Genomic DNA, 26,371 nt, shown 5'->3' with positions numbered 1-26,371 from the left:
CGAAGCGTTAGGGAAATGTAAATTCCCCTAAATTTTAGAAGAGCGTATCAGATGGTACTTCAACACGTGATATGAGATCTTTATAATGCTCCACATTTTGAAAGGCTTTTTCATAACGCCATCGCAAAACAAACTCAATGATCTCATTTTTCCGTTTATTCTCTAAGGTCTCCGCTTTACCGAAATATCCTAAAGAGATATTCTTCGCTTTCTTTTTTCCATACTTATCCGGCTCATAAGTAATAGCGATCACCTGGATATATTTACCCTCACGTACTTCACCAAAATCATCTTCTTTTAAACCGATACCAGAGAGGTTCATCGCTTTATACATAAAGACCTTATCAAAGTCTGGAGACTTCTCAAATATTTTAAGTTTTTCATAAAGCTCTTTGACCCGTACAATATTCTCTTCACGAACATTGTCACAGTTCTCACCTGCTTTACTAACAGCTTTTACCCGTGGTTTTTTTTGAGTTTTTGGCACTTCTTTTTGCTCAGTCGATACAAGCGAAGACTTTTTTTCTTTTTCTTCGATTTTATCTTCCAAGCGACTCGTAAGCGCTTTTAATTTATCTAAACTACTCGACATTCTTTTCCCTTAAAATGTGGGCCTGTAGCCCTTTTTGAGTATATATTATTAAATATAGTACAGAACTTCTCGTTATAGTTAGATTAAATAATAGTGAATAATATTAATTTTTCTATTTTTTAATGTAAAAAGAAAAACATTGTGTAATATTGGCTAGTATTACAGTGCTGACCCCCTCTATCCATAGGTCACTTCTAATCGAGATTTAGGTAAAATCTTTCAAATATAATTTGAGGATATGATGGATGGATTATTTAGAGATAGTAGGTGGTAGAAAGTTAAGTGGAAATGTGACGATCAGTGGTGCTAAAAATGCTGCGCTTCCTATCATCGCTGCGACTATACTCAGTGACAAAGAGGTCATATTAACAAACCTTCCTAATGTAGTAGATATCCGAACGCTCCTTAAACTTCTTACGATGCTTGGAGGTAACGTTGAACATGATAATACCGTAGCACATATCAACAATGCCAGCATCAACTCTACCAAAGCAGTCTATGAAATCGTTTCTCAAATGAGAGCATCCATTTTGGTTTTGGGTCCTCTGCTTGCAAGATTTGGTGAATGTGAAGTGAGTCTACCTGGTGGTTGTGCAATCGGCCAGCGTCCTATAGACCTTCATCTTCAAGCACTGGAAGAGATGGGTGCACATATAGAGATCAAAGGTGGATATGTTCGTGCTGAAGCACCCAATGGCCTTCAAGGGGCAAAGATCATCTTCGACAAGATCACAGTAGGTGGTACGGAAAATATCGTGATGGCTGCTGCATTGGCTAGAGGAACCACCACTATCATTAATGCGGCAAAAGAACCAGAAGTGGTACAACTCTGTGAAATGATACGTGATGCAGGCGTAAAGATAGAAGGTATTGGTACCGATGAACTTATTATAGAAGGTACAGACAGACAGCCTCTTACATTTAACACAGTGGAGATCATTCCAGACCGTATAGAGGCAGGAACCTACCTTTGTGCGGGAGCTATCACACATTCAAGTATTACCCTTCATAACGTCAACCATAAACATATACGCGCATCTATAGACAAACTGGAACATATGGGATGTACGTTCGATCTGGGTGATGAGAGTATCACTATCCACCCTGCTTCTACTCTCAAGCCTGTCAATCTTATCACGATTGAATATCCAGGCTTCCCTACAGACATGCAAGCGCAATTCATGGCACTTGCAGTCATGGCTGAAGGTGAAAGCCTTATAGAAGAGCGTCTCTTTGAAAACCGTTTTATGCATGTCAGTGAACTGAACCGTCTGGGAGCAGATATCTGGCTCAAAGGGAGTACTGCAGCAGTGAAAGGTGTGGATAAGCTCTATGGTGCAGATGTCATGGCAACAGATCTCAGAGCCTCTTCTGCACTTGTTCTGGCTGCCCTTGTTGCAGAGGGTACGACCAATGTGAGACGTATCTATCATCTAGACCGTGGATATGATAACCTGGAAGGAAAACTGGCTGCACTGGGAGCAAATATCGTGAGAAAGAAAGAGAGTAAGTAAAAAAGCTCTATTGGACCTCTACTACCTCTATCACTGCAGGAAAGCCAGGGCCTATCGATTCTTTGATAAGCACTGCTTTGACTTTAATAGTTTGATTTTGTTTTTTTTCCAGGTCAAACTTGGCTTGATTTTGTATCTTATAACTAGTTTGTGTTTTCGTGTCTTTAATACTCAAATACGTATGGGGTGAAGATCCTTTCATAGCTACCCTCCCCTCAAGCTCCATCACATTATCCTGTGCACATCCTATAAATCCTAGGAAAGTTAATATTATAATTAGTTTTTTCATCTGCTTTTCTCTTCTATTTAGCAATTAAAGTTACTGCAGTTTGACCATTCAGCTCTAGACTCATATTAATGTCACCTGTTACATTATCACCAATTTTATAGTAGTAATTCCCCTGTGGCTGAACAGTTCCAGATGTTGTGTATATCATTGGCTGTGGAGTATAGGTGAATAGGTTTATAGAATTCATATAATATAGTGTATTCCCATAGACACTGTCACTTTCAAATAATGCACCTATGTTATATACAGGTGTATCCACTAAATTGTCATGATCTGAAAGCATCATAGCAACCCCCCATTCATTCAGAAGATCTGCAAATGTTTTACCTGATCCCTGAAGTGATTTATTGACAGCATCAACTACAGCTTGCTGATCATCAAAACTATTATGCATAATGTCATGAAGAAGTTGTGCCCCTCCATAGTTTCTGAGAAGATAAGCTCCATATACATTCACTTTAGCATAATCTGCCAGTTGGCTATTCCATGCAGTTAAAGAGAGTGTATTATTTTCATTAAAAGTTCGATATCTTCCCTCTAAACTATGTCCGATTTTTGTAGCAATAATATCTTCCGTACTTTCAGAAAGCATTTCGTTGATCCATGTATCGGTTTGATCACTAATGTTAGCATAACGTAAAATATTTTTTGGTAATAGTGAATCATATGTTGAAATTCATGGGCAAGTGTGGAAACTATTTCTTTAGGCCATGTATCATCAATACTCCATGTCAATTCACCATTAGCAAACATAACAGAATCTATATAAAACATGACTCTCTCATTGGATCCACTAAATATACTATTGTCAAAGTTGTCTTTTGCCCAAAAGAACCCTACAACCCTTCCTTCTCCAGAAGCTGGTAGCCCATCATCATCTATATCTGTCAATAAAATAGTGATTTCATCATTGTCTGAGATAAGATAACTGTATTTCGCTTCTGCATCATTTCCCCACTCTTCCCCATAGATATTTGTTACCCAATCATAAATATCGTTATCCGAAGCACTTTTCAAAAAAGTATCTGCCAGTGCATTCACCATATCTTGTGTCACACATTTGTCTGTGGTACATCCTGAACCACTATCAAAACTGTCATTTGAAACCCAAATATTGAGTGTTTTATCTCCAAAATCAGTACTTATAGGTATAGGTGAAACATATCTAGCAGTCGCTTCAGTAGGATCCGACATGTCTAAACTAGGATAAAATGTACCTGTACTAGGATCGATACCTGCAACATCTTCCGTTCTCTCAGGTATAGCTATTGTTTTTGCTTGAAACTGATTTTCTTCTGCTTTAGAAAGCAAGGTACCTAGTTGTTGATTAAACTCCTCTACATATTGAGGGTGATGAAGAATACGCGGTTTTTCTTCCAAATTAGTTGGTAAAACAGTTTTTGCTTGTAACACTTCAATAGCTTTTGGATTATGTGTAATAGTTGAAGTATATGATGTAGTACCATTATTACTCAAAACAAGGTAAAGGCTTTTTGCTGTATTTCCTACAGCTACATTCGCATTAATGGTATTGGCAATGCCTAAACTTTCAACCTGATAGTCACCAGTAATCGTAATATTTACCTCTATATCTGCTGGTGGGATATTAGGATCTATACCTGCTGAACCACCTCCACCACAACCGGTAAGCGTTATTCCTACAACAACTAATAATGTTGAAAAATGTTTTAAACGCATTATATTATTCCTCTATTTTATAATCAAAATATTGATATGAGCTTTTATAGTATAACATACTATAAGATACTTGTATGAAATCTATATGAAATTTGAGACAATGACAAAAATTTTTAGTTTTATTTGTTGAACTCCTCAGGTAACTCAAAAGGGTTTCTTTTGAATAAGTCTAAAAACTTTTTCCATAGAGACTTTGTTACGATTTCTTCTTCCTGCTCTTGAGGCCATTTTAAAGATGAGAGGATCTTGTCCAATTTCTCATTTGCCTGTTTTAGATGTACAGGTTCAAAATCACTGCGCATCTAAAACCTTTTCTATCTCATGCATGGCATCTTCGTTTTTGAGTCTAAATTTGATCTCAATACGTCTTGATGCTTCTTTATCTTCCACACCATCTACAACGATAACATCCTGGTAGGCTCTTCCCGAAGCGATCATAAGTGGTTGAATATTGTGTTTTTTCGTGAAATCCAATGTTAGTAGATACTCCATCACAGCCAATGCACGTTTTTGCGAAAGGTTCAAGTTATAGATGTATGAACCCACACTGTCCGTATGCCCTTCAATAATGATCTTATCGAGATGTGATTTGATACTTGGATTCGTGATCAGAGTACCGATGTACTCTTCAAATGCTCTTTTAAGCTCTACTTTTGCTTCTGGCTTCAAAGTTGCTTCTCCGCTTCCAAAAAGTATATTGGAAGCCAGTCTAAGTGACCCTGTCTTTTTATCTATATCAATCTTGTCACCCAATGCCTCTTTTAGTGCGGCCACAACTTTGAGCTTGATACCTGTCAGTGATTTGATCTTTGCCTTTTGTGCCTGAAGCTTTGCCACCAGTTCATCATACTTTGTTTTTCTTTCATCGATAGCATTCAGAAGCGTTAAGAGTTTTTCATCTTTTATTTTTACTGTGTTCTTCATCTCATTCAACTCGTTAGAGAGAATCACTACTTTACCTTCATACTCTTCTAAACTTTTTTTCGTTTTATCTAATGCATTTTTGTTTTCATCTAGCAGATTTTGAACGATAATGATTTTATCGCTAAGCATATCCTGTTTGGCATTCGCTTCAAGTAACTGTTTATTCAGCTTTTCTATTTCAGATATCTGAAGCTTGAAGATTCTTTCATTTTCAGCCAATCGTAGTTGGTCTTTTGCAATACGTGCATTTTGAAGTTGCAGTTCTTTTTCCGCTTCACTTAATTTGATCGTATCTTCGGCAATACGTGCATTTTTCAGAGTCAACAGTCTCTCTTTTTCAGCTAAAAGTGCTTGACTTTCTGCCAAAGATTTATTCAACTTGGTCAATGTATACTCTTTCACGTCAAGTGTCTCAGAGAGTTTTGAAAGAGTCTCTTCTTTGGTATGCAGATCTGCTTTCAATATGACAGATTTTGATACGATCGCACCGATCAGTAAAATGAAAACAAAAAGCAAACCTGCCATCAGGTCTGCATAGGATATCCAGAAATTGCTTTCTGCATTTGTCTTGTCGTTTCTAAACATCTTTTTACTTTTTTTGCTGTTTTAAATGAGCCATGTTTTCAAGTATCTGTTCATTCTGTTCAGAGATGATACGTGCAAATTCTGAAAGCTTTTCAACAGACTGTCCAAGTTCTTCATCTATCTTTTCAAACGTATGGTCTACTGAACCGTCAAAACGTTCCATGGATTTTTGAAGGTTTTGAGCATTTTCATTGAATCCTTCAATATTTTTTTCCATCGTAGTAACAGCATCCACACTTGCTTGTCTGTGCTGAATATTCTCAAGTGTATCACGCAATTCTGATGCAGCTTCCTGCATATGTACGGTCAGCTTTGTAAAACTGTTTGTCGTATCATGTACGATCGTTGTAAAATTTTTAAGATACTGATCATTCAGCTCTTTAATAAAATCCATATTGAATGTCTCTTTCAGTGTCTGAACGATCTGTTGGTCCTTCAGCTCGCTCTGCATATGCTCATGTTTGATCAATTCAGATCTTTTCCACACACGCTGTCCATAGAGTTTTTCCAGATCAAAAATCTGCTTGTCTACTTTTGCAATACCCCTTTTTTCAAAGTAGGTCCAGATAAGTGAGAGCATAATACCGTAGATCGATGCATAAAATGCCGTACCGATACCCGAAAGGAGGATAGAGATCTCACGGTCAAGTGCACTAAGATCTTTCACTGTAAAATCAGGCATCGACAAGGCAATAGCGACAAATGTACCCAAGATACCCAACATAGGAAAGACTGAAGGTGCTACACGTGCAAAATTGTCATTACGGATATCCGCATAATACTCAGTGATAAACTCTTTGATATGTAAAGTAGATTTAGTCTTACCCATGATTGTTAATGCATTTTCACGTAAGGCTGCCTGTAGGTTCTCTTCCATATTAGCAAAAGAGCCTTTCATATGACACACTGCGTAATTTGCATTATGTCTTACAAAAGTGACAAATACCACAAATATAAATGCTACGATACCCAAGGTATGCGTCTCTACATTCACAGGGAAGATACCCAAATATGCAAGTATCAATCCTAACAAAAAAAGAAAAGGTATCAATAATATGATAAAAAAGTTTGAACTACATGAAGCTGATTTTTTTCTGTCAAATTGTTGCATAAAGCATCCTACTTAAAGTGAATTAATCCATTATATCCAAAATGTTTAAATGAAAATATAGAAGATTTTATATTAATATTCCTTAATATAAAGGTAATAATATTCTACATCACTTCATCTTAATGTTTAACAGATGACTCCGCCGCCGATCAACTTGTCTGCTTCATAAAATGCAGCGATCTGTCCTTTTGCCAATCCAAAGACAGGCTCTTCCAACGTTACTCTAGCTTTTCCATCATTGATGCTCACATGACATGGTACTGCAGTGGTACGATAACGGACTTTTACCATACAATCGAACTCAGTAAGATCTTTAAAAAGGTTGATCTGTTTGACTTCAAACTCATGCTCTTCAAGTTTCTCTTTGGTGCCTACAACGATCTGATTCGTTTCAGGTTTAATATCAAGTACAAAGTGCGGATCATGTGCACCATCAACAAAGAAACCTCTACGCTTTCCTATCGTGTAATGCATGTATCCTTTGTGTGTACCGACCACGTTTCCTTCAGTATCTACTGTTTCACCAGGCATATCGATATCCATATGCTTTGCCAAGACTTCATCGTAGGTATTTTCCACAAAACAGATCTCAGAACTCTCTCTTTGTGTGGCAAAGTCTTTAAGCACTTCTATGTTGGCTGCATAGGCTTTAACATCTTTTTTCACCCATGTACCCAATGGGAAAAGCAATCTAGGCAGAACCTCTTTTTTTACTTCACAAAGGAAATAACTCTGGTCTTTGTTCGGATCATCTGCTGCATAGATAAACTCACCGTCACATTTGATGTAGTGCCCTGTCGCGACATGATCCGCACCGATACTGTCCGCAAACTCCACCATCTTTCCAAACTTGATGGTACGGTTACACATGACACAGGGATTTGGAGTCAGTCCCTGTTTATAACTGTCTACAAAATAGTTGTAAACTTGCTTATCAAACTCTTCACTCAGATCAAGGAAGTGTACCTTTACACCCAGGTACTCACCTACTCTTTGTGCTTTGGCAAAATTCTCTTCATGATACCCAGGTTTCTGATGGAGTTTCATATAGACACCCTCAACTTCATATCCCTCTTTTTGCAAGAGTATCGATGTCACCGTTGAGTCTACACCTCCACTCATACCGACTAATACTTTCTTTTTCATATCAATTCACTTTCTTTATTTGTATTGCTATCTCTTCATCTACATTGACCAAAGAGCCCTCTGCGATCATTTTACCCTCTGATACAAGCGTTACTTTTTCTAGATCAAGATGTGTAATATCTATCGTAGATCCTATTTCCAACGCTTTGCTTTGGACGGTACCAAAAGAGATCTTTAGCATTTTATATTTTTTACTATCAGGCTGTTTTATCGTATCTTCAACGATATGAACAATTTCTGGCCCATACGTATTGTGCATAGGTTTGAGCCGTATTTTAGCACAGATAGTTTCACCATTCATTAATAACAGTTCTAATCTGTCAAAGCCTGTAAGCAGTATATCATTCAGACTGAGGTTTTTTAACTTGCTACTTCGTACCATAACAAGTGGCAAGTTCAGATCATATGTCGGATAAGTTATATGTTTTTGCATCATCTTCGCTAAACGAAGAGCCTGCGTTTCATGCTTCATCCAAGTCTCCGATAAACTGCTCTAAAAGATACTCTTTTGAAGCAACTATAAGATCATCCGGTACCTCTTGACCTGTCGAGAAATAGCTCATAGGTAATTTGTATAATAACATAAAATTCAACAACGTTCCAAAATGTTTTGTCTCATCAAATTTACTGATCATCACAGAATCTATATCCAGGAATGAGAAGTTATTATAAATATCATCCATATCTTCATATTTTACCGTCGCAGAGAAAACAAGACTGACCTCTAGTTTTCTAGGGATATCCGTCTGAACAAACTCAACCGTTTTAATAAGTTTTTTCGTATCATAAGGCGACATACCCGCTGTGTCTACCAAGATAACATCATAATCATGCAAAGCTTCTAACCCTGCAGCAAAACCTTCTACACTCTCTACAGTAATATGCTCAAGTTGCATAATATCCGCATAGTGTGCCAGTTGTTCAAAGGCACCTACTTTATAACTGTCAAGATTAAGAAGCGCTACTTTATAAGGTTTATCCATCAGATAGGCATAACGAGCAGCCAGTTTAGCGATAGTTGTTGTTTTCCCTACACCCGTTGGACCTACAAGCATCATGATCTTAGGCTCGTCCAGTGTCTCTTCATGTACTTTCAGACTTTCATCTATCTCTTCAAGCAAATAAGAAACAAGTAGTGTTGCATCACCCAGTATAGTACTTCCCATTAAGGACGCTAAAATATCATCCAGCCAAACTTTTGCAATGCCTTTTTTCATAAAAAGTTTTTTTACTTTTTGTACGACACTTTCATCTTCTGGATCTAGCATATCTTCTTTCATTAAAGAGAGTTGCTTTTTCAGTTCACCCAGTTCTGCTAACAGTGTTTCCTCTTCATCTTTTTCAGAAGCATGATCCCCAACAGAAATTTTGCCAAAAGACTTTTCCATAAAGAGATCTTTAGGTACAGCAATACATACTTCAGAACGTAATTTGCCATCTTCATATTTGATCTGTTTTGCTGAAATGAGTTCAACACTCTCTCCGTATTTCTCTACGGCTTGCTCGTATGCACTTTTTGGATCAGAAGCTACAAATGTTTCATTAACCATTATTGTTATACCCTTTCATCATTGATAATGGGATCAATACTGACGCTCGTTCTTTCCAACCCGGATGTGGGAGTGTCAAATCTTTTGTTTCCATTTTCACATTTTCATAAAATATAATATCTATATCTAATGTTCTAGGACCGTCTTTAAAAAGTCGTTTACGCCCAAATACCTTTTCCACACGCAACACGTACCGCAGTAACGCTTTAGGGCTTAGAAATGTCTCAATAAGCAGTAAAGAGTTATAAAAATCTCCCTGCTCTGTATACCCAAAGGGAGGATTTTTTAAGATAGGTGCCGTCTCTATGATCCGTAGCAGTGAGGATCTTTGAAGGTAGTAAAAAAGATGTTCAAAGCGACGTACAACATCACCAATATTCCCACCGATCCCCAATAAAGCCCTATAGCCACTATGACTTGACAGAATACAAGGAAACTCTTTTGTTCTGATTAGAGTGTTACTTGCATCTATTTTCTTTCTTATCATAGCATAACCTACAAGACAACAGCTTTACCGTCTATCATCGCTACCATATCTTCGATACGGATACCAAACTCACCGGGAATATATATCCCGGGTTCTATCGTGTAGACCATACCATCCTCAATCACCGTATCTGATTTTGTAGAGATATAAGGCATCTCATGGATGTCTAATCCCACCCCATGTCCTGTTGAGTGTACATAATACTCTCCAAAACCTGCCTTTGTCACAATGTCACGTGTAAGGGCATCGACCTTTTTCGCTTTCATTCCCGAACGTGCCTTAGCGATGGCATTATCATGTGCTTTAAGCACCGTATCATACGCTTTTTGTATCTTTTTACGTTTAAAACGCTGTTTTGTCTCAAAGACAAAATCTTTATCTGCCTGTACCGTACGTGTACGGTCTGAACAATAGCGTTTATATTTCAATCCTGCATCCACTAGGAGCAGATCATTCTTTGCTAATTTTTTAGATGTCGGCATAGCATGAGGTTTCGCAGCATTGGCATTCACCGCCACGATAGGATCAAAACTCAGTTCATACTTGCCAAAGTCACTCAAAACACCTTTTGCTCTGTAGGTAAGTGTATATTCATTTTCACCAAAACCATTGGCAGAAAACTCTTTTGCCAGTGCTTTAAACGCTTTTGCTCCAAGTTTTGCTGCCTTAGCAAGTATCTTCAGTTCTTCATCACTTTTAATGATACGTTTTTTATGTGAAAAATCCGGCTGTGGATCAAACTTTACTTTACATTGGGAACTCACACGCTCAAAACCGTCTACACTCCACTCTTTGGGATCAAAGATCACTTTTTTAACCCGCGCCTTTTTGAGCAGGGAAACGGCAGCACCATAAAGGTCACGATCAATAACCACAGTTGCATTTTTGACATTTTGTGTGGCGTCGATGGTGTAACGACTGTCTGTGATAAAAAATGCTTCATTTCCCAAAGAAAGATAAAGGGCATTATCACAACTGTAGCCACATTCATAGTAAATAGCATTTTCATCTTTGAGCATGTAGTTCATAGGTGACCTTTTGATTTGGTTTAAAATTGGGGTATAGCCCTCCTCTCGGAGGAGAGGAAAGGGTTAGAATTATTTTTGTTGTGCTGCTGCTTGTGCTTTTGCTTGATGTTCTCTCATTGCTGCCACTTCTGAAAGCATTTGTGTCATACCAACCATTGCCAAGTGGTAACTAAATGGCCCCATACCTGAAATTTGACCTGCACACACAGGTGCTATCAATGACTTATGTCTAAATTCTTCTCTTTGATAAATGTTTGAAAGGTGTACTTCAAGTGTAGGTATCTGTACCGCAGCAATCGCATCACGAATTGCGATAGAGGTATGCGTATATGCAGCTGGATTGATAATAATACCATCAGCATCACCGATACACTCCTGGATACGATCTACGATCTCACCCTCTAAGTTGCTTTGAAAAAATTCGATCTCTGTTTTATTTTGATCAGCAAATGCCTTCATTTGCGAATGGATATCTTCTAATTTCATTGGACCATAGATATTTTTCTCTCTGATTCCTAGCATATTGAGGTTTGGACCTTGGATCACTACTATTTTCATTTTCTACCTTGTTTATATAATTTAGGTATTATTCTATCAAAATATATTAAATGTGAGGCAAAATGAAGATAATAAATGCAGACTTTCTCTATACACCCCATGGCTACATACAAAATCAAGCAGTTGCATTTACAGAAATCATTAAAGATATTGGTCCATTAGAAGAACTCATCCTACGTTATCCAGATGCTAAGGTCATCCATACCAAACCAAACTCCATACTCTACCCTGGATTTATCAACACGCATGTACATCTAGAGTTTTCTGCGAATAAAACCTCTTTGGTCTATGGTTCTTTCAAACCCTGGCTTGATTCTGTCATAGAACATAGAGAAGAACTCATGGGTGCATGTAACAATGAAATGATGCTTCATGAGTGTCAAAAAATGCTGCGTTCAGGCATCACGACATTTGGTGCCATTTCAAGTTTTGGGAATGAACTTGAAGTGTGTGAAAAAACCCCTCAACGTGTGGTCTTTTTCAATGAACTGATAGGCTCAAATGCCATGTACGCCGATATGCTCTATGGTGACTTTCAGGAGCGTGTCAGAGCCTCTCAATCATGTGAGAAGCGTTCTCGTATCATTCCGGCCATAGCAATACACTCTCCCTATTCTGTGCATCCGATACTGCTGCAAAAAGCGGTCAACCTGGCCAAAAAACACACGATGCCCCTTAGTGCGCATTTTTTAGAATCACAGGCCGAAAGAGAATGGCTCGAATCCAGTAGCGGTACACTCAAAGCATTTTTTCTGAAATACTTTAACACCTCCACAACTGTCACCAATATCGAAGAGTTCATGCATGCCTTTGATACCTATCCGACGCATTTTGCACACTGTGTGCAGGCAACGGAGGATGAGTTAGACTATTTGACCAAGAAAGGACACTCTATTGCCCATTGTCCTCGCTCTAACAGATATTTGGGATGCGGAAGGCTTGCCATTGAAGATCTATCCTTGCCTTTCAGTATCGCTACAGATGGATTAAGTTCTAACGATTCACTCAATATCTTCGATGAACTCAAAGCTGCGATCATGCTGCACAATGACATACCGATCCAGGAACTTTCGGAAAAACTGCTACGTGCAGTGACTACAGATGCCGCTGATATATTAGGCCTCAACTGTGGTAAAATAGAAGTTGACAAACTTGCGGACTTTGCAGTCGTTACACTGCCCGAAGCACCGAAGAGAACAGAGGAGTTGGCACTGTGGACCATCTTGCATACGAAAGAAGTTTCCGAAGTTTATATAGAAGGAGAAAAATATGTTTAGTGCTATAGGAAAAGTGATCAAATGGATCGGTCAACACTTTTTGGGAATGCTTTTTTTACTCATTGCTTTTGTTGTGCTTATGCCCACTTCAACGACTGAATTAAAACCTGCCAATCTGCAAGAGATACAGCTTTCAGGTCCCATCATGGATGCGGATGTGATACTCAAAGAGATAGAAGAGGTACAAAAAGACCCTAAGATCAAAGGTGTACTGCTGAACATCAATTCACCCGGAGGAGCGGTGCCCCCTTCTATTGAGATCGCCTATGCGATCAAAGCATTAAAGGAGCATAAACCCGTAGTTGCCTATGCTTCTGGCATGATGACAAGTGGCAGTTACTATGCTTCTATCCATGCAAATACCATTATTGCCAATCCAGGTTCTATCGTGGGCTCTATCGGGGTGATCATGGAAAGTGCGAATGTAGAAGAATTGATGGATACGATCGGTGTGAAAACACAAATAGTCAAACAAGGTACCTACAAAGAAGCAGGTACACCAACAAGAGAATGGACCACAGAAGAACGTGCTGAACTCGAAAGGCTTACCAAAGATACATATGAACTGTTTATACATGATGTAGCCAATGCGAGAGGCTTAGATCTAAAACATTCAAAAGAGTATGCAGATGCACATATATTTTCGGCCAAAAGAGCCAAAGATGCAGGACTCATAGACCATGTCGGAGTAAAAAGCCAAGCCAAAGCAGAAGTGGAAAAACTTGCGAATGTCACAGATCCGAGATGGAAAGAAAAAGATAAGCTCGAAAGCTTTATGGAACAGTTTGCCACCAAAGGTATGATGCAGTTACAAAACTATTTTTACGGGTTAAAAGCTTCCTTCTAACTACTGTACGTCAAAGAAAACTTTTTTCTTACCAAAGTCCAAACTGACCCTTCCTGAAGAACGTCTCTTCGGGAACGTCACCTTTAAGGTATTTTGATCCAGGAATGAGGCATTGATACCTCCCCTGGACCGGTAACTGTGTAAGATATCTTTTCTGGAATCCGGAACCATGTAAAGTATGGCTGATGAACCTGCCTTTACAGCCAATGTTGTCTTAGTCCTACTCACCCTGTATAGTTTTCCTTCAGGCTTTGCTGTCCTGAATTTCCAAAGTTTTTTGACTTTAGTCCCATTGGCAATACCTTCAAAGACTGCAGTATACTTTGTATCAAACTCCAATCTTTTCAATGGCATAAGTACGAATTCCCATTCGGTCAAAATATGGTTAGGATCATTGTTGTACTGCAGGATCTTGGTTTCTTTGATCTCTTGTCCATTTTCATCAAATAAACGAAAAGATTGTAACCTTACATGCGTATGATAGACAGGATTGAACTGCACAGAAAGAGGAAAACCACTGACGGCATAACCAGGCAGTGGGTCTGGAGATTCATTGTAAAATGCAGGCCAGATATCAGTCTGTTCAGCATATGGATAGACTATGATCTCGCTGTTTTTTCGTCTTACATTATTTTTTGTTTCTTCAAAAAGTGACTGAGGTACCATCTTGCTACTCTGTTTGCAAATCTCTGTCATATAGTAGACACCACGTGTCAAAGTAAAGGGCCTTCTGCAAAGCTCTGCAATACCTGAAGAACCCAAATTATAGACATAGGCATGTTTCACTTGTCTTTTTTTCTTACTGGAGAAAACCCCCAAACCTATCTCATCTTTATCAAAATTCAAAAATACTAAACGATGGTAGATCGCGGAAAAAAGATTGTCAATGGATTTTTTCTGACCTACGGTATTAATAGAGACATTTTCCATCACAAAAGTGGAAGGGTACCCTGCTTTCACTACACGCTGCGACGGTGTACTACCTGTATAGGCTGAAGTTCCTTTTGTTTCGTAATGTCCATTTCTTTGATGCTGTATAAGATAGTGGGCGTGAGAAGCAGCTGCATTGTGTAAAGCTTTATTGGTTTTAAGTTTAATAAGACCACTCTTTTCTCTCATCATATTGAGATAGATAAGTCCTTCATCTTCACTCTTGGCTTCAAGAGAAACCAACAAAAACATGAGGAACAGAGAAAAGCGCAGAAACATATATCGCACTTAGCTACTTACAGTGCATTCGCTGCTTGTAAAAAGTCTTCTGCAATGGCCTTAGGATCTTCAAGGCCTATGGAAACACGGATCAATCCTTCATGTACACCTAGAAATTTACGGGTCTCCTCATCAAAATCACTGTAAATGGTACTTGTCATATGCAATGCAAGTGTTCTATTGTCCCCTATGTTCGCAGTTTGTATCACAAGATTCAGTTTGTTAAGGAGGGTAAATGCCCGTTCTTTTGTGCCACAGTCTAGAGTGAGTAGTGGCCCGCACCCCTGTGCAAAGTCTGATTTGTATCGTGCATGATCTGGGCTTGACACTAATGACGGGTGGTTTACGCTTACCCCATCAGGCAGTTTTTCATCAAGCAGTGCTGCGACAGTTTCCACACTTTTATTGATCCTCTCTACTCTGAGTGAGAGTGTTTCCAATCCTACCATGGTCATAAATGAACCAAAGGCATTGGCAGTCATACCAAAATCTCGAATAGCACGCTTTTTACAGATAGGTATAAATGCTTTTTCCCCCATCTTTTTCACTATTTTATGTACATCTGCATATTTCGGGTTCAGCAGTTTATCTCCCTCTTCTTTTACAGCTCTGAAAACAGCTATACCACCTAGTGCAGCTGAGTGTCCAGACATATTTTTGGTTGAGGAGTGCACAGAGATGTCCGCACCCATCTCCAGCGGTCTAACCAGAAGTGGTGTCGCAGTATTGTCGATCATGACCAATGTTTCATACTGGTTACAAAGGTCAATAATACGCTGTATATCAGGAAGTGTGAGGCTTGGATTACCTACAGACTCAAAAAGAACCATCTTGATACCACGTTGAAGTGTTGCTTCAATATGTTCAAAATCATCTACGGTACAAAAAGTGTTGGTGATACCGAAACGTGCCAAAGTTTCGTTGACCAGAGAATAGGTACCCCCAAAAAAACCACCAATACAAAGCAATTCATCTCCGGCTGATAAAAAAGCACTGCAGACCATAGAGATAGCACCCATACCTGAAGAGGTGGCAATGGCACCAAATCCACCCTCCATCTTCGCTACGATAGCTTCCAATTTGGCATTGGTCGGATTACCTACTCTAGCATAAAGCGGTTTATTGACCTGGGCAGCAAATATACCTTCTGCCTCTTCGGCATTTTCATAGCCATACGCTGCAGATGGGGTGATCGTAGGTGCAATAGCGCCTACTCTTGAACCTACATTTTGTACAAGTAAGGTATTGAAGTAGTCAAAATCAGTGGTATTGTTCATCGTTGTTCCTATATTGAATAATTAAGTATCTGGTTGGCTTTAAGTTGATAGTTCTTCAGTTCCGACAACGGGATCTCGAAAACCGCTGAGACTTTTTGTTTAATATCATCCCAAAAGAGTTTTAGAGCTTGACTATCTGTCTGATAGTTATCAGCAAATATATCTGACTCCAAGATAAGTACCACATCTTTAAGCGTGATATCTTTAAGGCTTTTTGCAAGTTTGTATCCGCCATGTGCACCTTTGATGCTGGTAAGAAGACCCTGCTTTTTAAGTTCTAAAAGTATTTGCTCCAAAAAGTTTTGTGGAATGGATGCATTGGCTGCTATCTCTTTTATCTTCAGAACTTTATCATCCGGAATAGAATCTAACTCCTGAAGTGCAGCGATAGCATAAATTGTTTTACTGGATATTCCTATCATTTCCTAAAAGACCTTTACCGATTTGTATTGCGTAGTATAGCTTACATCCTATACAAAAATCGAATACTGTCTCAAGTAATGCACAAATTAATAAAATAACCGCTACCACTGTAGCAAATAGTATAAAACCAGCAAAATAAAATACTACAATAATTAACGAAGTGACGAGTCCCAGATACAGAGCGAATCTTTTGGGTGATTCATCACAAAGTTTAGGTGCAACACCCCATCCTTTGAGTACAAATTTACCAATGATCTGAAATAAACTGAAATTTAAGAGACGTAATGCTCTCATAAAGAAATCAAATAGGATAACCCATACAAAGAAACTCTGTTGTGTGATCAAAAATAAAAGCGTAAAAAGAGCTACCTGGAAAGAGATTATTCTTACCATATTAGCGTCAACTCGTCTTGTAGATATCGGACAACTTGGAGACATATTCTTTCCTTTCACTGAAGTAACATTTTGGGGTAAAGCCCATTCGCCGTATCATTAGCACCTCTAAAGACCCTAGAGTAATTTACTACATTGACCTTTTCCTAAGCTTGTGTATAGGGGGAGACTAAAATCACCAAGAAAAATGTACAATGCCCTTGTCTATGTAAATCTCTAGGGTTTTTACAAGTGCTTATAATTGTATTTTAACCAAATCTATTTTTAATGTCAAGTAAATCTATAGGTTTTATAGAAAAAGGGTATAATACTACACACTCTATACACACAATGACAATATAATCTCTTATATAAATGCTTAAAAGGAATTTTATTTAAATGAAGAAATATATCTATTTTGGTGAATCGGTAGACGGGTATGACATACCTGTACTAAATGAACGTGAAGCACGTGCAGGTGCAGGAATATTACTTTTGCCGGCTATTGCATCATTTGTAAATTCATATATAACACATAATTTTATTTTTACAAAAATTTTTGTAACGGTCTTTATGATAGACTTTTTTATACGTATCTTTATCAACCCAAACTATGCACCTAGCCTCATTATAGGTCGTTTTTTCGTACAAAATCAAACACCGGAATATGTGGGTGCCAAACAAAAAAGATTTGCGTGGTCAATCGGGTTTTTACTTTCATTGATTATGTTCTTCATTATTGTAATATTTGAGATCATGACTACAATTAAAATCGGTATCTGTCTACTCTGTATTACATTTTTATTTAGTGAGACTGCATTTGGCATATGTATAGGTTGCATACTCTATCAGAAGATACAAAAGAACAAACCACTCTATTGTCCAGGTAATGTCTGTGTGGTCAAAACTAAAGACAAGATACAACAATTCTCTAAACTGCAAATGACAAGCTTAGTCCTGTTTTTTACCGGTCTATATTTTTTAAGTGATAGTATGAATCACGCTAAAGATCCTAATATAGAAGAAGAGAGATACATGAAACAAATGAAATGTGAAACAGGAAAATGTGGAAGTAGTATGTAATATAAACGTAAATACTTGTTTGTATTACAATAAAAAATATATGTAAATTAAATAATGATGAGAGAAATTTTAAAAAGAGTGTAGAAACATTCAAAAGCCAAAAGGCTTTTGAATTGAAATTAAAAACTTATTTCATTGCTGCAATGTAATCTGCAACAGCTTTGATAGTAGCATCATCCATAGAAGCTACTTGACCTTTCATAAGACCACCCATACCGTGTTGGTTAAGTGTACCTGCTTTATAACCGTTAAGTTGTTCAACTGTTTTAGCTGCATCTTGACCTGTGATAATAGCAGATTTACCTAGAGCAGCTTTTTCTCCGTTTGCACCGTGACAACCGATACATTTAGCGTAAGCAGCAGCACCATCAGCCATAAGTAGTGTAGATCCAGCAAATAACATTGCGATTGCAATTTTTTTCATTTTAATTCCTTTAAGTTTATTTGTATTACATTAAGAAGTTCTGCTACACGCAGAAGTTCCACCTCTATTTTAATTTAAGATACATACCTTAACAAGATGGTACGTTACCTGAATCACTTGCATACTCATATGCAAAGTCATATACATCTGGAATATATTTTGCTTTGAATTTTTTTACTTTTGGACAAAGCTTTTTAACTTCAGCCTCAAATTTACCAGCTTCATGGATCGCTTCCCACTCATCTTGTGTATGTGATTGTGCAAACTTAACACCATTGAATCCACAAGGAGCTTTTAGCTTCTTAAGATAAATTTTTTGACCTTTTTTCACATCTGCAGATGCAGTTGATGAAAGTAATGTCATACCAAGTAAAGCAGCAACTGCTAATTTAGTCATAGTCTTCATATATAATCCTTTTTATTTTTAGGTAAAAGTATAATAGCACGTAATTGTGAAAATATTGTGAAGTGTGTGAAAGAAGAAGCAGAAGGTTCACAACTGCTTCGAGAAGTTACATTTGTGTTAACACTTTGGAACGTGAGATCCACCTTCACCATATTCATAAGTAAATTCATACAAATGTTTCCACCAAGATTTTTTAATTTTATTTAGAGGTAATTTGGGACAAATTCTTTTCATTTCTGCTGGAAATTCACCATCATCATATATCTCTTCCCATTCATCCTGATTATGCTGTCTTGCAAATCTCACACCTGAGAATCCACAATATTTTCTCACCTTCTTCTTGTATATTTTTTGACCTTTTTTGACACTCGCAGATGCGACTGTAGGCGTACTAACCATTGCAAATGCAACAAGACTAAGTACAGTGACTATTCTTTTCATTTCATTCTTCCTTTTTTATAATATAACCTTATCCAAAGTTATTGTAACTACTTCAACTTATTAAAAACCTTAAACTTATCCCAATATATATCTAAAGCTTGACAATAAGTAACTACTTCAACTTATTAAATACCTTATATTTATCCCAATAAATGTCCAAGGCTTCATCAATTTCACGGTCACTCAACTTGGTTTTCTCTTTAATACCATATGTGTCTATAAACAGGTCAGACATGACAGAGATCTCTTTTAAAGGGTATTTCAAATAGTGTTTCATCCCTGCTTTCACATTTTCTTCACCACTATAGACAAGTAGATAACGCATAAACATACGCTGCAGTGATGTGGGTAACTCTTTATGACACTCCACACAATGACGTTCATACGCATTCTGGGCGAACACACCTGAAACCAAGACAAAACATAGAATGATAGGCTTTACCATCGTAACACCATTTTTGTACCCTCGCCTTCTTTTGAGTCTACCTCTATTGAGATATGGTATTCATCTACTATTTTTTTAACAATGCTCAGACCAATACCAAAACCACCTTCACTGTTATTAAATCGCATATAACGATCAAAAATGAAAGGTACTTTTTCTTCATGTATACCTATACCTGTATCCCATATCACCAACAACCCTTCTCTTGATCGTATGCCTATAGTGCCGTTACGTTTATTATATTTGATCGCATTAGATATCAGATTATCTATCACTCTGGTAAATTTGCGTCTATCCATAGTAATTGTTGTTTCTTCCAAGTCAAGATCATACGCTATATGTTTTGACTGTGCTAGAACAGAGAAATACTCTACTCTGTTATAGATGAGCTCTTTGATCTCTATCTCTTCATCATGGTTCTCTTTATCTTCTTCCAACATAAGATAGGTGAGGTCTTTGTAGAGTACAGAAACTGTTTTCGCTGCAATGTTGATTCGTGCCAGCTTGGTCTTATTTTTCTCTACCATTACATCGGTATCCATCATCTCTATATTTGCCAGTATCGCAGAGAGCGGTGTATTAAGTTCATGTGTCGTATCCTTAATAAACCTGTCTAACAGTACAATGGAATCCCGCATCGGCTTTAAAAACAGTTTAGCAAGATAGAGTCCGAACAGCATAAAAAAGATAAAGACAACCATACCATAAGTGATGATATTTTTCCATATCTCTCCTCGCCATGCACCACTGTCTTTTACTTCTATAACAAGGTATTTCGTTCCTAAATAAAATTCATCCAGCATTTTTACTAAATGTATATGACCATTCGTAATATAGATCTCTTCCGCATCAAAACGTACATTTTCATCTTCCAGTAATGAAAATATTTTCATATGTTCTAGATCATAGATCGCTGATTTGAAACGGGGATCACGAGGATATTCCACTCTTTCAGGAAAAAAATGATGCAGTACTTTCAGTCTTCTCGTTTGGATATACGCATATTTGGTCAGCATCGCCCGCTGATCAGAAAGCATCAGTTTTTCCTGACTTTGATAATAAAACAGTGATAGCAGTGTGATCAAAAATATGACCATGGCCACATAAAGTGTTAAAAATCTTAATAGAGATTTTTTCTCACTTCTCAACAGTGAATTTGTAGCCTTGTTTTTTAATGCTAACAATTCTTTCCTTACCTATGATTTTGCGAAGATTTTTAATGTAAGTACGAAGTGCCGTATCACTAGGTTCCTCATCAAAATCCCATAAATGTTTATAGATACGTTCATGGACAATGACCTCATCCTCATTTTTCATAAAAAGTTTAAGAAGCATAGACTCTTTATGTCCCAAAGATACCGTTTTGCCATTGATGATCAGTTCATTATTTTTAATGTCATAGGCAATATCTTTTGCAATCTTTATCAACTCTTTGGATTCATGATAAAAAGCACGTTTAAGCAGTGTTTCCACACGTATCTGCAGTTCTTTCAAAGCAAAAGGTTTACGTATGTAGTCATCACATCCGCTTTCAAAACCTTTTTCTAGGTCATCCACTGAATCTAAAGATGTGATGAAAATAGCCGGTGCAACCACGTCATTCTCTCTTGCCTCTTTTAAAAGATCAAAACCATTCATACCTGGGGTGTTGACATCCAAAAGAAGCAAATCATACTTACTCTCATATAATTTTTCCTGTGCTTCGTATCCATCATAGACACTGACCACCTCATGACCCTTCTCTTCCAGAAATTCTGTGACGGTGTCATTGAGATTGGCATCATCTTCCAGCAATAATATTTTACTCATCTACAGATACTGCCTTACCCAGCTTTGTAGTCTACCGGCATCTAACGCACCACTCACTCTATCCACCTCTTTACCATTTTTAAACACGATGAGCGTAGGTATGCTCTGTATACCGTACTGGGCACCTAGGACCTGCTGCTCATCCGTATTGACCTTCAGGAACTGTGCCTGAAGCGGCATTGCCAAAGCAGTTTCTTCAAAAGCAGGAGCCATCTGCAGACAAGGGCCACACCAAGGAGCCCAAAAATCAACGATTACAGGAATATCCGAGTTTGCTATAAAGGTACCTAGCTTGTCTGCATCTACAGAGACAGGTGCACTCTTCAGCAAAGAGTTCTTACATCCGCCACAGTTCGCTTTACTGTATGATGCTTTCTTAGGTATACGGTTCACTTTGAGACAATGTGGACATACAACATTAACATTCATAAGAAAAACCCCTTATTTAGATTAATTTTTACTTTCTTAGGTATTATAGCAAATAAATTAAATAAGCACATGGCTACATACTTATCGTAATTGTGGTGAAATGAAAGGATAGTGAATGACAAAAGAACTCATAGTCGGTGGTGGATGTTTCTGGTGTACGGAAGCAGTATTTGAATTACTCAAAGGTGTGAGTGATGTGGAAAGTGGGTACGCAAATGGACATACACCCAATCCAACCTACAGAGATATCTGTACAGGTGATACAGGGTATGCAGAGGTCATTAAGATCACATATGATGACAGCATCATTACTGTAGACACGTTACTGGAGATCTTTTTTGTCATACACGACCCTACCACACTCAACCGGCAAGGCGCGGACAGAGGCACACAATACCGATCAACCATCCTCTATACCGATGAAACGACTAAAGAGGCTGCCGAAGCAGCGATGAAAGCAGCACAAGCAGACTGGAACGATCCCATCGTCACCAAGATCGAACCTCTGGAGAACTACTACAAAGCAGAAGCGTACCATCAGGACTATTACCAGCAAAATCCTATGCAGGGCTACTGCATGGCAGTCATCCCTCCAAAACTACAGAAACTCAAAGCGAAGTTTGGCAAAGAGGTGAAGTAACCTCCCCATCAGGGTAAAAACTCATCTAGATCTCTCAAGAACTATATATTTTATGTTCCTTTAATTTATGGTATGTATAATCCCATACTTTTTTATAATAAGTAAAAATAATAAAAAAAATAACTTATTGTAAATAATTCTATTTAAACTAAAGGAACCCATTATGTTGAAAAAATATTTGGCATCATCATTTTTGCTGCTTGTATTGTTTATGGTTAATGCCCATGCGTCATTTTCGACTGGTCTACAGAGTCTTGTCAGCCAGGGAAATACACTCGATGCAAACCTCTCTGCATTCAGTTTTGATGAGGGAGATGACTGTTCCCAACTAGGCACACTTAACACCTCTATTGAAACATATATCGAAAGCATTGAGACGATCTATCTGCAGCTCTCTTCGCCTCTGAGCTTGACTCAGGAGGATATGACATCACTTGATGATCTAAGCAACATCAGCAGATCCATGGCCCAAGAGAGTGCCCGTTTAGCGCTGGAGCTCAATAGTATCGAATCTGTTGCCGACCTTTTCGAATACCGGGCCGGGCTCAGCGCAATGCTACGTCTTTCGGACGATATCGGTACGATGGCAGACCGTATTCTAGAGATGGCTAACCGTATTTTGGTCATGGCAGACAATATCGGTTCGATGGCGGACAAAATCGTCTTTACCATTACGCTGCAAAGCACAAATATGCAGTTCATTCAGACTTCCCTGCTGACGACGCAGGAGAATCTGGCTGCACTCAACAGCTCTCTTTCGTCGATTGTCTACAACCTTACCCTTGGACAGATTCAATCGGACGGCGATGAGCTTAATTCTGATATGCAGATGACTATACTGACCAATTTGAATATGGCAGATGAACTGAGCCAGCTACAAGTACAGTCTGCACAGTTGATGGGACAAGTCGTCAGCCTCTACACATTCGTCAGTATGAACAGTGCTGTGGCTTCGCACTATATCAATGGTGACACGCTGACCTATTTCAGTGATCTCTCAGAGATTCACAGGGCTCTGGCTTTGAGTACCGAAAATTTTGCACAAACCGTGCAGCTGCTTGCTCCGCTAACGAGTACGCCTGTCCTTTCCGATGCCACAAATTCCATGCTAAAGCTGGTGCAGGATATCAAACTGATGAGTGACCGTATCATGGAGATGAGTGACAAGATCATCGTCATGGCCGACAATATCGGTGTGATGAGCCAGCGGATCGTCGAGGTTGAAGGGATCCAGGCATCGAACATGGCTTATACTGTCGATTCCCTGACCACTGCGCAAAATATCACTGTCGGCATCATCGAGTCCTATGGACTGTAAGAAAAAGGAGAATCGAATGAAACAATTATGGAACAACTTTATTGGCGCTGCCGCTGTTTTTATGCTTTTTATGGGGATGCCCGCAGCCGCAGCCTTGAAGGAAGATCTGCAAGACCTTGCTGTTCAGTCTGAAACATTCAGAAGTGATTTGAGTACACTTGAGCTCAATGCCTCTTCTGTCTGTGCACCGCTGGTACAAGCCAACCAAAAGGCACGCGATATGGTCAATGCCATCAGCGCTGTCGATGACAACCTCTCTGCACCTTTACAGATCGATGCTGATATCCTCGATGCCATTGAACTGCTTTCAGTCACAAACCTGAGCATGGCAAACGAAGCGCTGAGACTCTCACTTGACCTGCAGAAACTTGAGAATACGGCCTCGGTACTGACCATCAAAGACGGCATTACCTCTATGCTTCAGCTCTCCGATGATATCGGTACGATGGCAGACAGGATTAGTGAGATGGCAGACAAGATTCTTGTCATGGCCGACAATATTGACATCATGGCTGACCGTATTATTACGACTCAGGAGATTCAGAGCGCGAACATGACCACCAGTATAGATACCCTGCTACAGACACAGACCAATGCATTGACGCTGGTCTCGGTTGTCGAGACGAGTACGCGTGAACTTGAATACAATGCGCTTGTCGCTGACGGTATGGAACTCTCCTCTCGTATGCACGCAGTGATGCTCAACCCGTGGACAATGAACTACCAGCTACAAGGTGTCGAAGATGACGTCAAGAGCTTTCTTCAACAGGTCACGGCACTCAGCAACGCGATCAAGAACGATGCGGTAAACGGCACACTTTATATCGATGGTACGTCGATGATGCAGCTTTATGACATGTCGACTATGCTGACCTTTGTCGCAACGGCAGTTGACGGCTATGTCATTGCGATCGAGGGGCTAGAGCCGACAACATCGACAGCGACACTCGAAGACTCGCTCAACAGTATGCTTCAGCTTTCAGCCGATATAGGTATCATGGCCGACCGGATTGGAGAGATGGGCGATACCATCCTGGCCATGGCAGACAATATCGGAATGGTGGCCGATACCTTTATCACAACACAGCAGTTTCAAAGTGCGAACCTTTTCGCAACGCGAAACTCCGTCCTCGCGGTACAACAGATGGCCATCGCCATTATTGTCTCCAGAGGTCTTTAAACTCATCCCCAAGCTTCAGCTTGCGGGAAGCATATAAAAGTGCAGAAGCTGTATTAACAAAATGTACTATAGTTTCTGATGCTATCTAAAATTATAAGATGATCTATTTTCGAATATCTATTTTTTTAAAGGGTTATCACTGCGCTTTTTAACCTTGCGCTGTTGTTCTTCAGAGATATTAGGCTCAGAAAATGTCACTTGATTGTAAATGACGCATCCTTTACATCCAGGATCACACTTATGAGAAAGTTTGATACACCACTCTTTCTCTTCCCCTTTTGTTCCCATATATTGACATGTCCATCCACTGCTCATAATAAGAACCCTCCTGTATAACTATAGATATTCTTAACTATACTAGCTTTTTCTTAAGCTAGGCACTCACTTGCAGGACTAGCCTAAGCTAATTCAAAAGTGAGTAACGACACATAAGGTAAAGCTAGTATTGCCCATAGGGTGAACTTTGCAAAAGTAATCTTTCACAAGATATTTACTTGACGTAGCTTTAACTAGGACTACGTAAATCTCTTACAAAATCTCACCTTTGCAAAACTCATTATGAGTATCTATAGTTATACAGGAGGGTTCACATCCTAATATCGTATCTCAAAACCATCGGTGGTGAATTCTGCATCATCAATGATCTCATATTGGATATCCTCTACCAAACTCGATGGTGATCCTTCATTCAAAATAGCCATAAACGTATTGAAATCATCATCAAATACTTCAGCGACAACCTCAACTGTACCATCATCAAGGTTCTGTATGTATCCCTTATAGTGTTTTTTCATCATAGCCTGAGAAACAAACTTGCGATAAAATACACCTTGTACTTTACCAAAAATAATAAATCTATACCATTCCATATTCGTCCTTAAGACCTTGTAAAAACTCTATAATACGTTGTTGAAACAGTATATCCTCTTCACTGTCCATACATTCATGCAGTTGCATAAGAAGTCCCATATCTATCTTTGATGTAAAACGGGGTACCTCTTTGGTCTCATTTTCAACCAACATAATAAGATGCTCAAAATCCAGCCCGTTGTTGGTTACGATTTTTGTATGGTATTCATTGACCGTATCGATGAGAAGTTCTGCTCTTTCATGATCATCACTATAGATGCTATGTGCTATCTCTTTGAGTTTTTGTTTTTCACATTCACAGATCTCACCATTCGCCGAGACCATAAGGGTAAGGATCTTTGCTCTATATTCTAAAGAACTATGATGGTATACAAGTAATTCTCTGAACATTTTCATGATATTACGTTTTAAAAATTTAAACACAATACGGCCCTTATGA

The 26,371-nt window shown here is 38.7% G+C and carries 34 protein-coding genes; 7 read left to right on the top strand and 27 right to left on the bottom strand.

Annotation, left to right across the window (positions count from 1 at the left end):
• Positions 1-34: 34 nt before the first annotated feature.
• The gene (locus tag SULAR_RS01775) at positions 35-592 is read right to left on the bottom strand and encodes a hypothetical protein (RefSeq protein WP_008242364.1); all 558 of its coding nucleotides are present in this window, start codon (positions 590-592) and stop codon (positions 35-37) included.
• 245 nt (positions 593-837) lie between these two features.
• On the opposite strand from SULAR_RS01775, the gene murA reads away from it, so the two are divergent.
• On the top strand, positions 838-2,106 hold the full coding sequence (gene murA, locus SULAR_RS01770) for a UDP-N-acetylglucosamine 1-carboxyvinyltransferase (protein WP_008242363.1): 1,269 nt from the start codon (positions 838-840) through the stop codon (positions 2,104-2,106).
• A gap of 7 nt (positions 2,107-2,113) precedes the next feature.
• On the opposite strand, the gene SULAR_RS01765 is transcribed toward murA, so the two are convergent.
• From SULAR_RS01765 to aroQ, 12 genes are all read right to left on the bottom strand, one after another.
• Positions 2,114-2,395 (bottom strand): hypothetical protein, encoded by a 282-nt coding sequence (locus SULAR_RS01765; RefSeq protein ID WP_008242362.1) that lies wholly within the window; start codon positions 2,393-2,395, stop codon positions 2,114-2,116.
• 13 nt (positions 2,396-2,408) lie between these two features.
• Complete coding sequence (locus SULAR_RS01760) at positions 2,409-2,987, bottom strand: hypothetical protein (protein ID WP_008242361.1); 579 nt, start codon at positions 2,985-2,987, stop codon at positions 2,409-2,411.
• Complete coding sequence (locus SULAR_RS01755) at positions 2,933-4,093, bottom strand: hypothetical protein (protein WP_008242360.1); 1,161 nt, start codon at positions 4,091-4,093, stop codon at positions 2,933-2,935. Before SULAR_RS01755 ends, SULAR_RS01760 begins: the two co-directional genes overlap by 55 nt.
• A gap of 119 nt (positions 4,094-4,212) precedes the next feature.
• Positions 4,213-4,395, bottom strand: coding sequence for a hypothetical protein (locus SULAR_RS01750; RefSeq protein WP_008242358.1), 183 nt, complete (start codon positions 4,393-4,395; stop codon positions 4,213-4,215).
• Positions 4,385-5,602 (bottom strand): OmpA family protein, encoded by a 1,218-nt coding sequence (locus tag SULAR_RS01745; protein ID WP_008242357.1) that lies wholly within the window; start codon positions 5,600-5,602, stop codon positions 4,385-4,387. The genes SULAR_RS01750 and SULAR_RS01745 overlap by 11 nt, the downstream gene beginning before the upstream one ends.
• A gap of 4 nt (positions 5,603-5,606) precedes the next feature.
• The gene (locus SULAR_RS01740) at positions 5,607-6,713 is read right to left on the bottom strand and encodes a MotA/TolQ/ExbB proton channel family protein (protein WP_008242349.1); all 1,107 of its coding nucleotides are present in this window, start codon (positions 6,711-6,713) and stop codon (positions 5,607-5,609) included.
• A 126-nt stretch (positions 6,714-6,839) separates the two neighbouring features.
• A complete protein-coding gene (mnmA, locus tag SULAR_RS01735) occupies positions 6,840-7,859 on the bottom strand; it encodes a tRNA 2-thiouridine(34) synthase MnmA (protein WP_008242343.1) in 1,020 nt (339 codons plus the stop codon).
• A gap of 1 nt (position 7,860) precedes the next feature.
• The gene (locus SULAR_RS01730) at positions 7,861-8,331 is read right to left on the bottom strand and encodes a FliM/FliN family flagellar motor switch protein (RefSeq protein WP_008242342.1); all 471 of its coding nucleotides are present in this window, start codon (positions 8,329-8,331) and stop codon (positions 7,861-7,863) included.
• Positions 8,321-9,409: a flagellar biosynthesis protein FlhF gene (locus SULAR_RS01725; protein WP_008242341.1), complete on the bottom strand. Its 1,089-nt coding sequence runs from the start codon at positions 9,407-9,409 to the stop codon at positions 8,321-8,323. The genes SULAR_RS01730 and SULAR_RS01725 overlap by 11 nt, the downstream gene beginning before the upstream one ends.
• The gene (gene folK, locus SULAR_RS01720; protein WP_008242339.1) at positions 9,402-9,896 is read right to left on the bottom strand and encodes a 2-amino-4-hydroxy-6-hydroxymethyldihydropteridine diphosphokinase; all 495 of its coding nucleotides are present in this window, start codon (positions 9,894-9,896) and stop codon (positions 9,402-9,404) included. The genes SULAR_RS01725 and folK overlap by 8 nt, the downstream gene beginning before the upstream one ends.
• A gap of 8 nt (positions 9,897-9,904) precedes the next feature.
• A complete protein-coding gene (locus SULAR_RS01715; protein ID WP_008242332.1) occupies positions 9,905-10,924 on the bottom strand; it encodes a M24 family metallopeptidase in 1,020 nt (339 codons plus the stop codon).
• Between the two features lie 69 nt (positions 10,925-10,993).
• Positions 10,994-11,482 (bottom strand): type II 3-dehydroquinate dehydratase, encoded by a 489-nt coding sequence (aroQ, locus tag SULAR_RS01710; RefSeq protein ID WP_008242331.1) that lies wholly within the window; start codon positions 11,480-11,482, stop codon positions 10,994-10,996.
• A 62-nt stretch (positions 11,483-11,544) separates the two neighbouring features.
• Between aroQ and SULAR_RS01705 the strand changes: the two genes are divergently transcribed.
• Both SULAR_RS01705 and sppA read left to right on the top strand, forming a co-directional pair.
• Complete coding sequence (locus SULAR_RS01705; RefSeq protein WP_008242330.1) at positions 11,545-12,759, top strand: metal-dependent hydrolase; 1,215 nt, start codon at positions 11,545-11,547, stop codon at positions 12,757-12,759.
• Positions 12,752-13,606, top strand: a complete 855-nt coding sequence (gene sppA / locus SULAR_RS01700; protein ID WP_008242329.1) for a signal peptide peptidase SppA — start codon at positions 12,752-12,754, stop codon at positions 13,604-13,606. The genes SULAR_RS01705 and sppA overlap by 8 nt, the downstream gene beginning before the upstream one ends.
• On the opposite strand, the gene SULAR_RS01695 is transcribed toward sppA, so the two are convergent.
• Genes SULAR_RS01695 through SULAR_RS10815 form a run of 4 tightly spaced genes read right to left on the bottom strand, consistent with a single transcriptional unit; the run spans position 13,607 to position 16,953 of the window.
• A complete protein-coding gene (locus tag SULAR_RS01695) occupies positions 13,607-14,815 on the bottom strand; it encodes a CAP domain-containing protein (RefSeq protein ID WP_008242328.1) in 1,209 nt (402 codons plus the stop codon). It abuts the gene before it with no gap.
• A 17-nt stretch (positions 14,816-14,832) separates the two neighbouring features.
• Complete coding sequence (locus tag SULAR_RS01690) at positions 14,833-16,092, bottom strand: PLP-dependent aspartate aminotransferase family protein (protein ID WP_008242327.1); 1,260 nt, start codon at positions 16,090-16,092, stop codon at positions 14,833-14,835.
• Positions 16,093-16,100: 8 nt separating this feature from the next.
• A complete protein-coding gene (locus tag SULAR_RS01685; protein WP_008242326.1) occupies positions 16,101-16,514 on the bottom strand; it encodes an Rrf2 family transcriptional regulator in 414 nt (137 codons plus the stop codon).
• On the bottom strand, positions 16,495-16,953 hold the full coding sequence (locus SULAR_RS10815) for a DUF4395 domain-containing protein (RefSeq protein WP_008242325.1): 459 nt from the start codon (positions 16,951-16,953) through the stop codon (positions 16,495-16,497). Before SULAR_RS10815 ends, SULAR_RS01685 begins: the two co-directional genes overlap by 20 nt.
• 333 nt (positions 16,954-17,286) lie before the next feature.
• On the opposite strand from SULAR_RS10815, the gene SULAR_RS01675 reads away from it, so the two are divergent.
• Entirely contained in the window at positions 17,287-17,970 is a 684-nt protein-coding gene (locus SULAR_RS01675; RefSeq protein WP_008242319.1) for a DUF4395 domain-containing protein, read from the top strand.
• A 127-nt stretch (positions 17,971-18,097) separates the two neighbouring features.
• Here SULAR_RS01675 and SULAR_RS01670 read toward each other — a convergent pair whose 3' ends face one another.
• From SULAR_RS01670 to trxC, 7 genes are all read right to left on the bottom strand, one after another.
• Entirely contained in the window at positions 18,098-18,394 is a 297-nt protein-coding gene (locus SULAR_RS01670; RefSeq protein WP_008242318.1) for a c-type cytochrome, read from the bottom strand.
• 88 nt (positions 18,395-18,482) lie between these two features.
• Entirely contained in the window at positions 18,483-18,800 is a 318-nt protein-coding gene (locus SULAR_RS01665; protein ID WP_008242317.1) for a hypothetical protein, read from the bottom strand.
• Between the two features lie 117 nt (positions 18,801-18,917).
• The gene (locus SULAR_RS01660) at positions 18,918-19,241 is read right to left on the bottom strand and encodes a hypothetical protein (RefSeq protein ID WP_008242316.1); all 324 of its coding nucleotides are present in this window, start codon (positions 19,239-19,241) and stop codon (positions 18,918-18,920) included.
• A gap of 112 nt (positions 19,242-19,353) precedes the next feature.
• Positions 19,354-19,686: a hypothetical protein gene (locus SULAR_RS01655; protein WP_008242315.1), complete on the bottom strand. Its 333-nt coding sequence runs from the start codon at positions 19,684-19,686 to the stop codon at positions 19,354-19,356.
• A complete protein-coding gene (locus SULAR_RS01650; protein WP_008242314.1) occupies positions 19,680-20,870 on the bottom strand; it encodes a HAMP domain-containing sensor histidine kinase in 1,191 nt (396 codons plus the stop codon). The genes SULAR_RS01655 and SULAR_RS01650 overlap by 7 nt, the downstream gene beginning before the upstream one ends.
• A complete protein-coding gene (locus SULAR_RS01645; RefSeq protein WP_008242313.1) occupies positions 20,824-21,495 on the bottom strand; it encodes a response regulator transcription factor in 672 nt (223 codons plus the stop codon). Before SULAR_RS01645 ends, SULAR_RS01650 begins: the two co-directional genes overlap by 47 nt.
• Complete coding sequence (gene trxC, locus SULAR_RS01640; protein WP_008242311.1) at positions 21,496-21,924, bottom strand: thioredoxin TrxC; 429 nt, start codon at positions 21,922-21,924, stop codon at positions 21,496-21,498.
• Positions 21,925-22,039: 115 nt separating this feature from the next.
• Here trxC and msrA point away from each other — a divergent pair, with 115 nt between their 5' ends.
• The 3 genes from msrA (at position 22,040) to SULAR_RS01625 (ending at position 25,062) form a co-directional block, all read left to right on the top strand.
• Positions 22,040-22,564 (top strand): peptide-methionine (S)-S-oxide reductase MsrA, encoded by a 525-nt coding sequence (gene msrA / locus SULAR_RS01635; RefSeq protein WP_008242310.1) that lies wholly within the window; start codon positions 22,040-22,042, stop codon positions 22,562-22,564.
• A 163-nt stretch (positions 22,565-22,727) separates the two neighbouring features.
• Entirely contained in the window at positions 22,728-23,882 is a 1,155-nt protein-coding gene (locus tag SULAR_RS01630) for a hypothetical protein (RefSeq protein ID WP_008242306.1), read from the top strand.
• Positions 23,883-23,898: 16 nt separating this feature from the next.
• A complete protein-coding gene (locus SULAR_RS01625; protein WP_008242304.1) occupies positions 23,899-25,062 on the top strand; it encodes a hypothetical protein in 1,164 nt (387 codons plus the stop codon).
• 117 nt (positions 25,063-25,179) lie between these two features.
• Here SULAR_RS01625 and SULAR_RS01620 read toward each other — a convergent pair whose 3' ends face one another.
• From SULAR_RS01620 to SULAR_RS01610, 3 genes are all read right to left on the bottom strand, one after another.
• Positions 25,180-25,377 (bottom strand): hypothetical protein, encoded by a 198-nt coding sequence (locus tag SULAR_RS01620; RefSeq protein ID WP_008242303.1) that lies wholly within the window; start codon positions 25,375-25,377, stop codon positions 25,180-25,182.
• Between the two features lie 278 nt (positions 25,378-25,655).
• On the bottom strand, positions 25,656-25,931 hold the full coding sequence (locus tag SULAR_RS01615; RefSeq protein WP_008242301.1) for an acylphosphatase: 276 nt from the start codon (positions 25,929-25,931) through the stop codon (positions 25,656-25,658).
• The gene (locus SULAR_RS01610) at positions 25,918-26,355 is read right to left on the bottom strand and encodes a hypothetical protein (protein WP_008242299.1); all 438 of its coding nucleotides are present in this window, start codon (positions 26,353-26,355) and stop codon (positions 25,918-25,920) included. Before SULAR_RS01610 ends, SULAR_RS01615 begins: the two co-directional genes overlap by 14 nt.
• Positions 26,356-26,371: the final 16 nt, after the last annotated feature.

The organism is Sulfurovum sp. AR, from assembly GCF_000296775.1.
GTDB classification, from domain to species: domain Bacteria; phylum Campylobacterota; class Campylobacteria; order Campylobacterales; family Sulfurovaceae; genus Sulfurovum; species Sulfurovum xiamenensis.
This window is presented reverse-complemented; position numbering and strand designations above follow the sequence as displayed.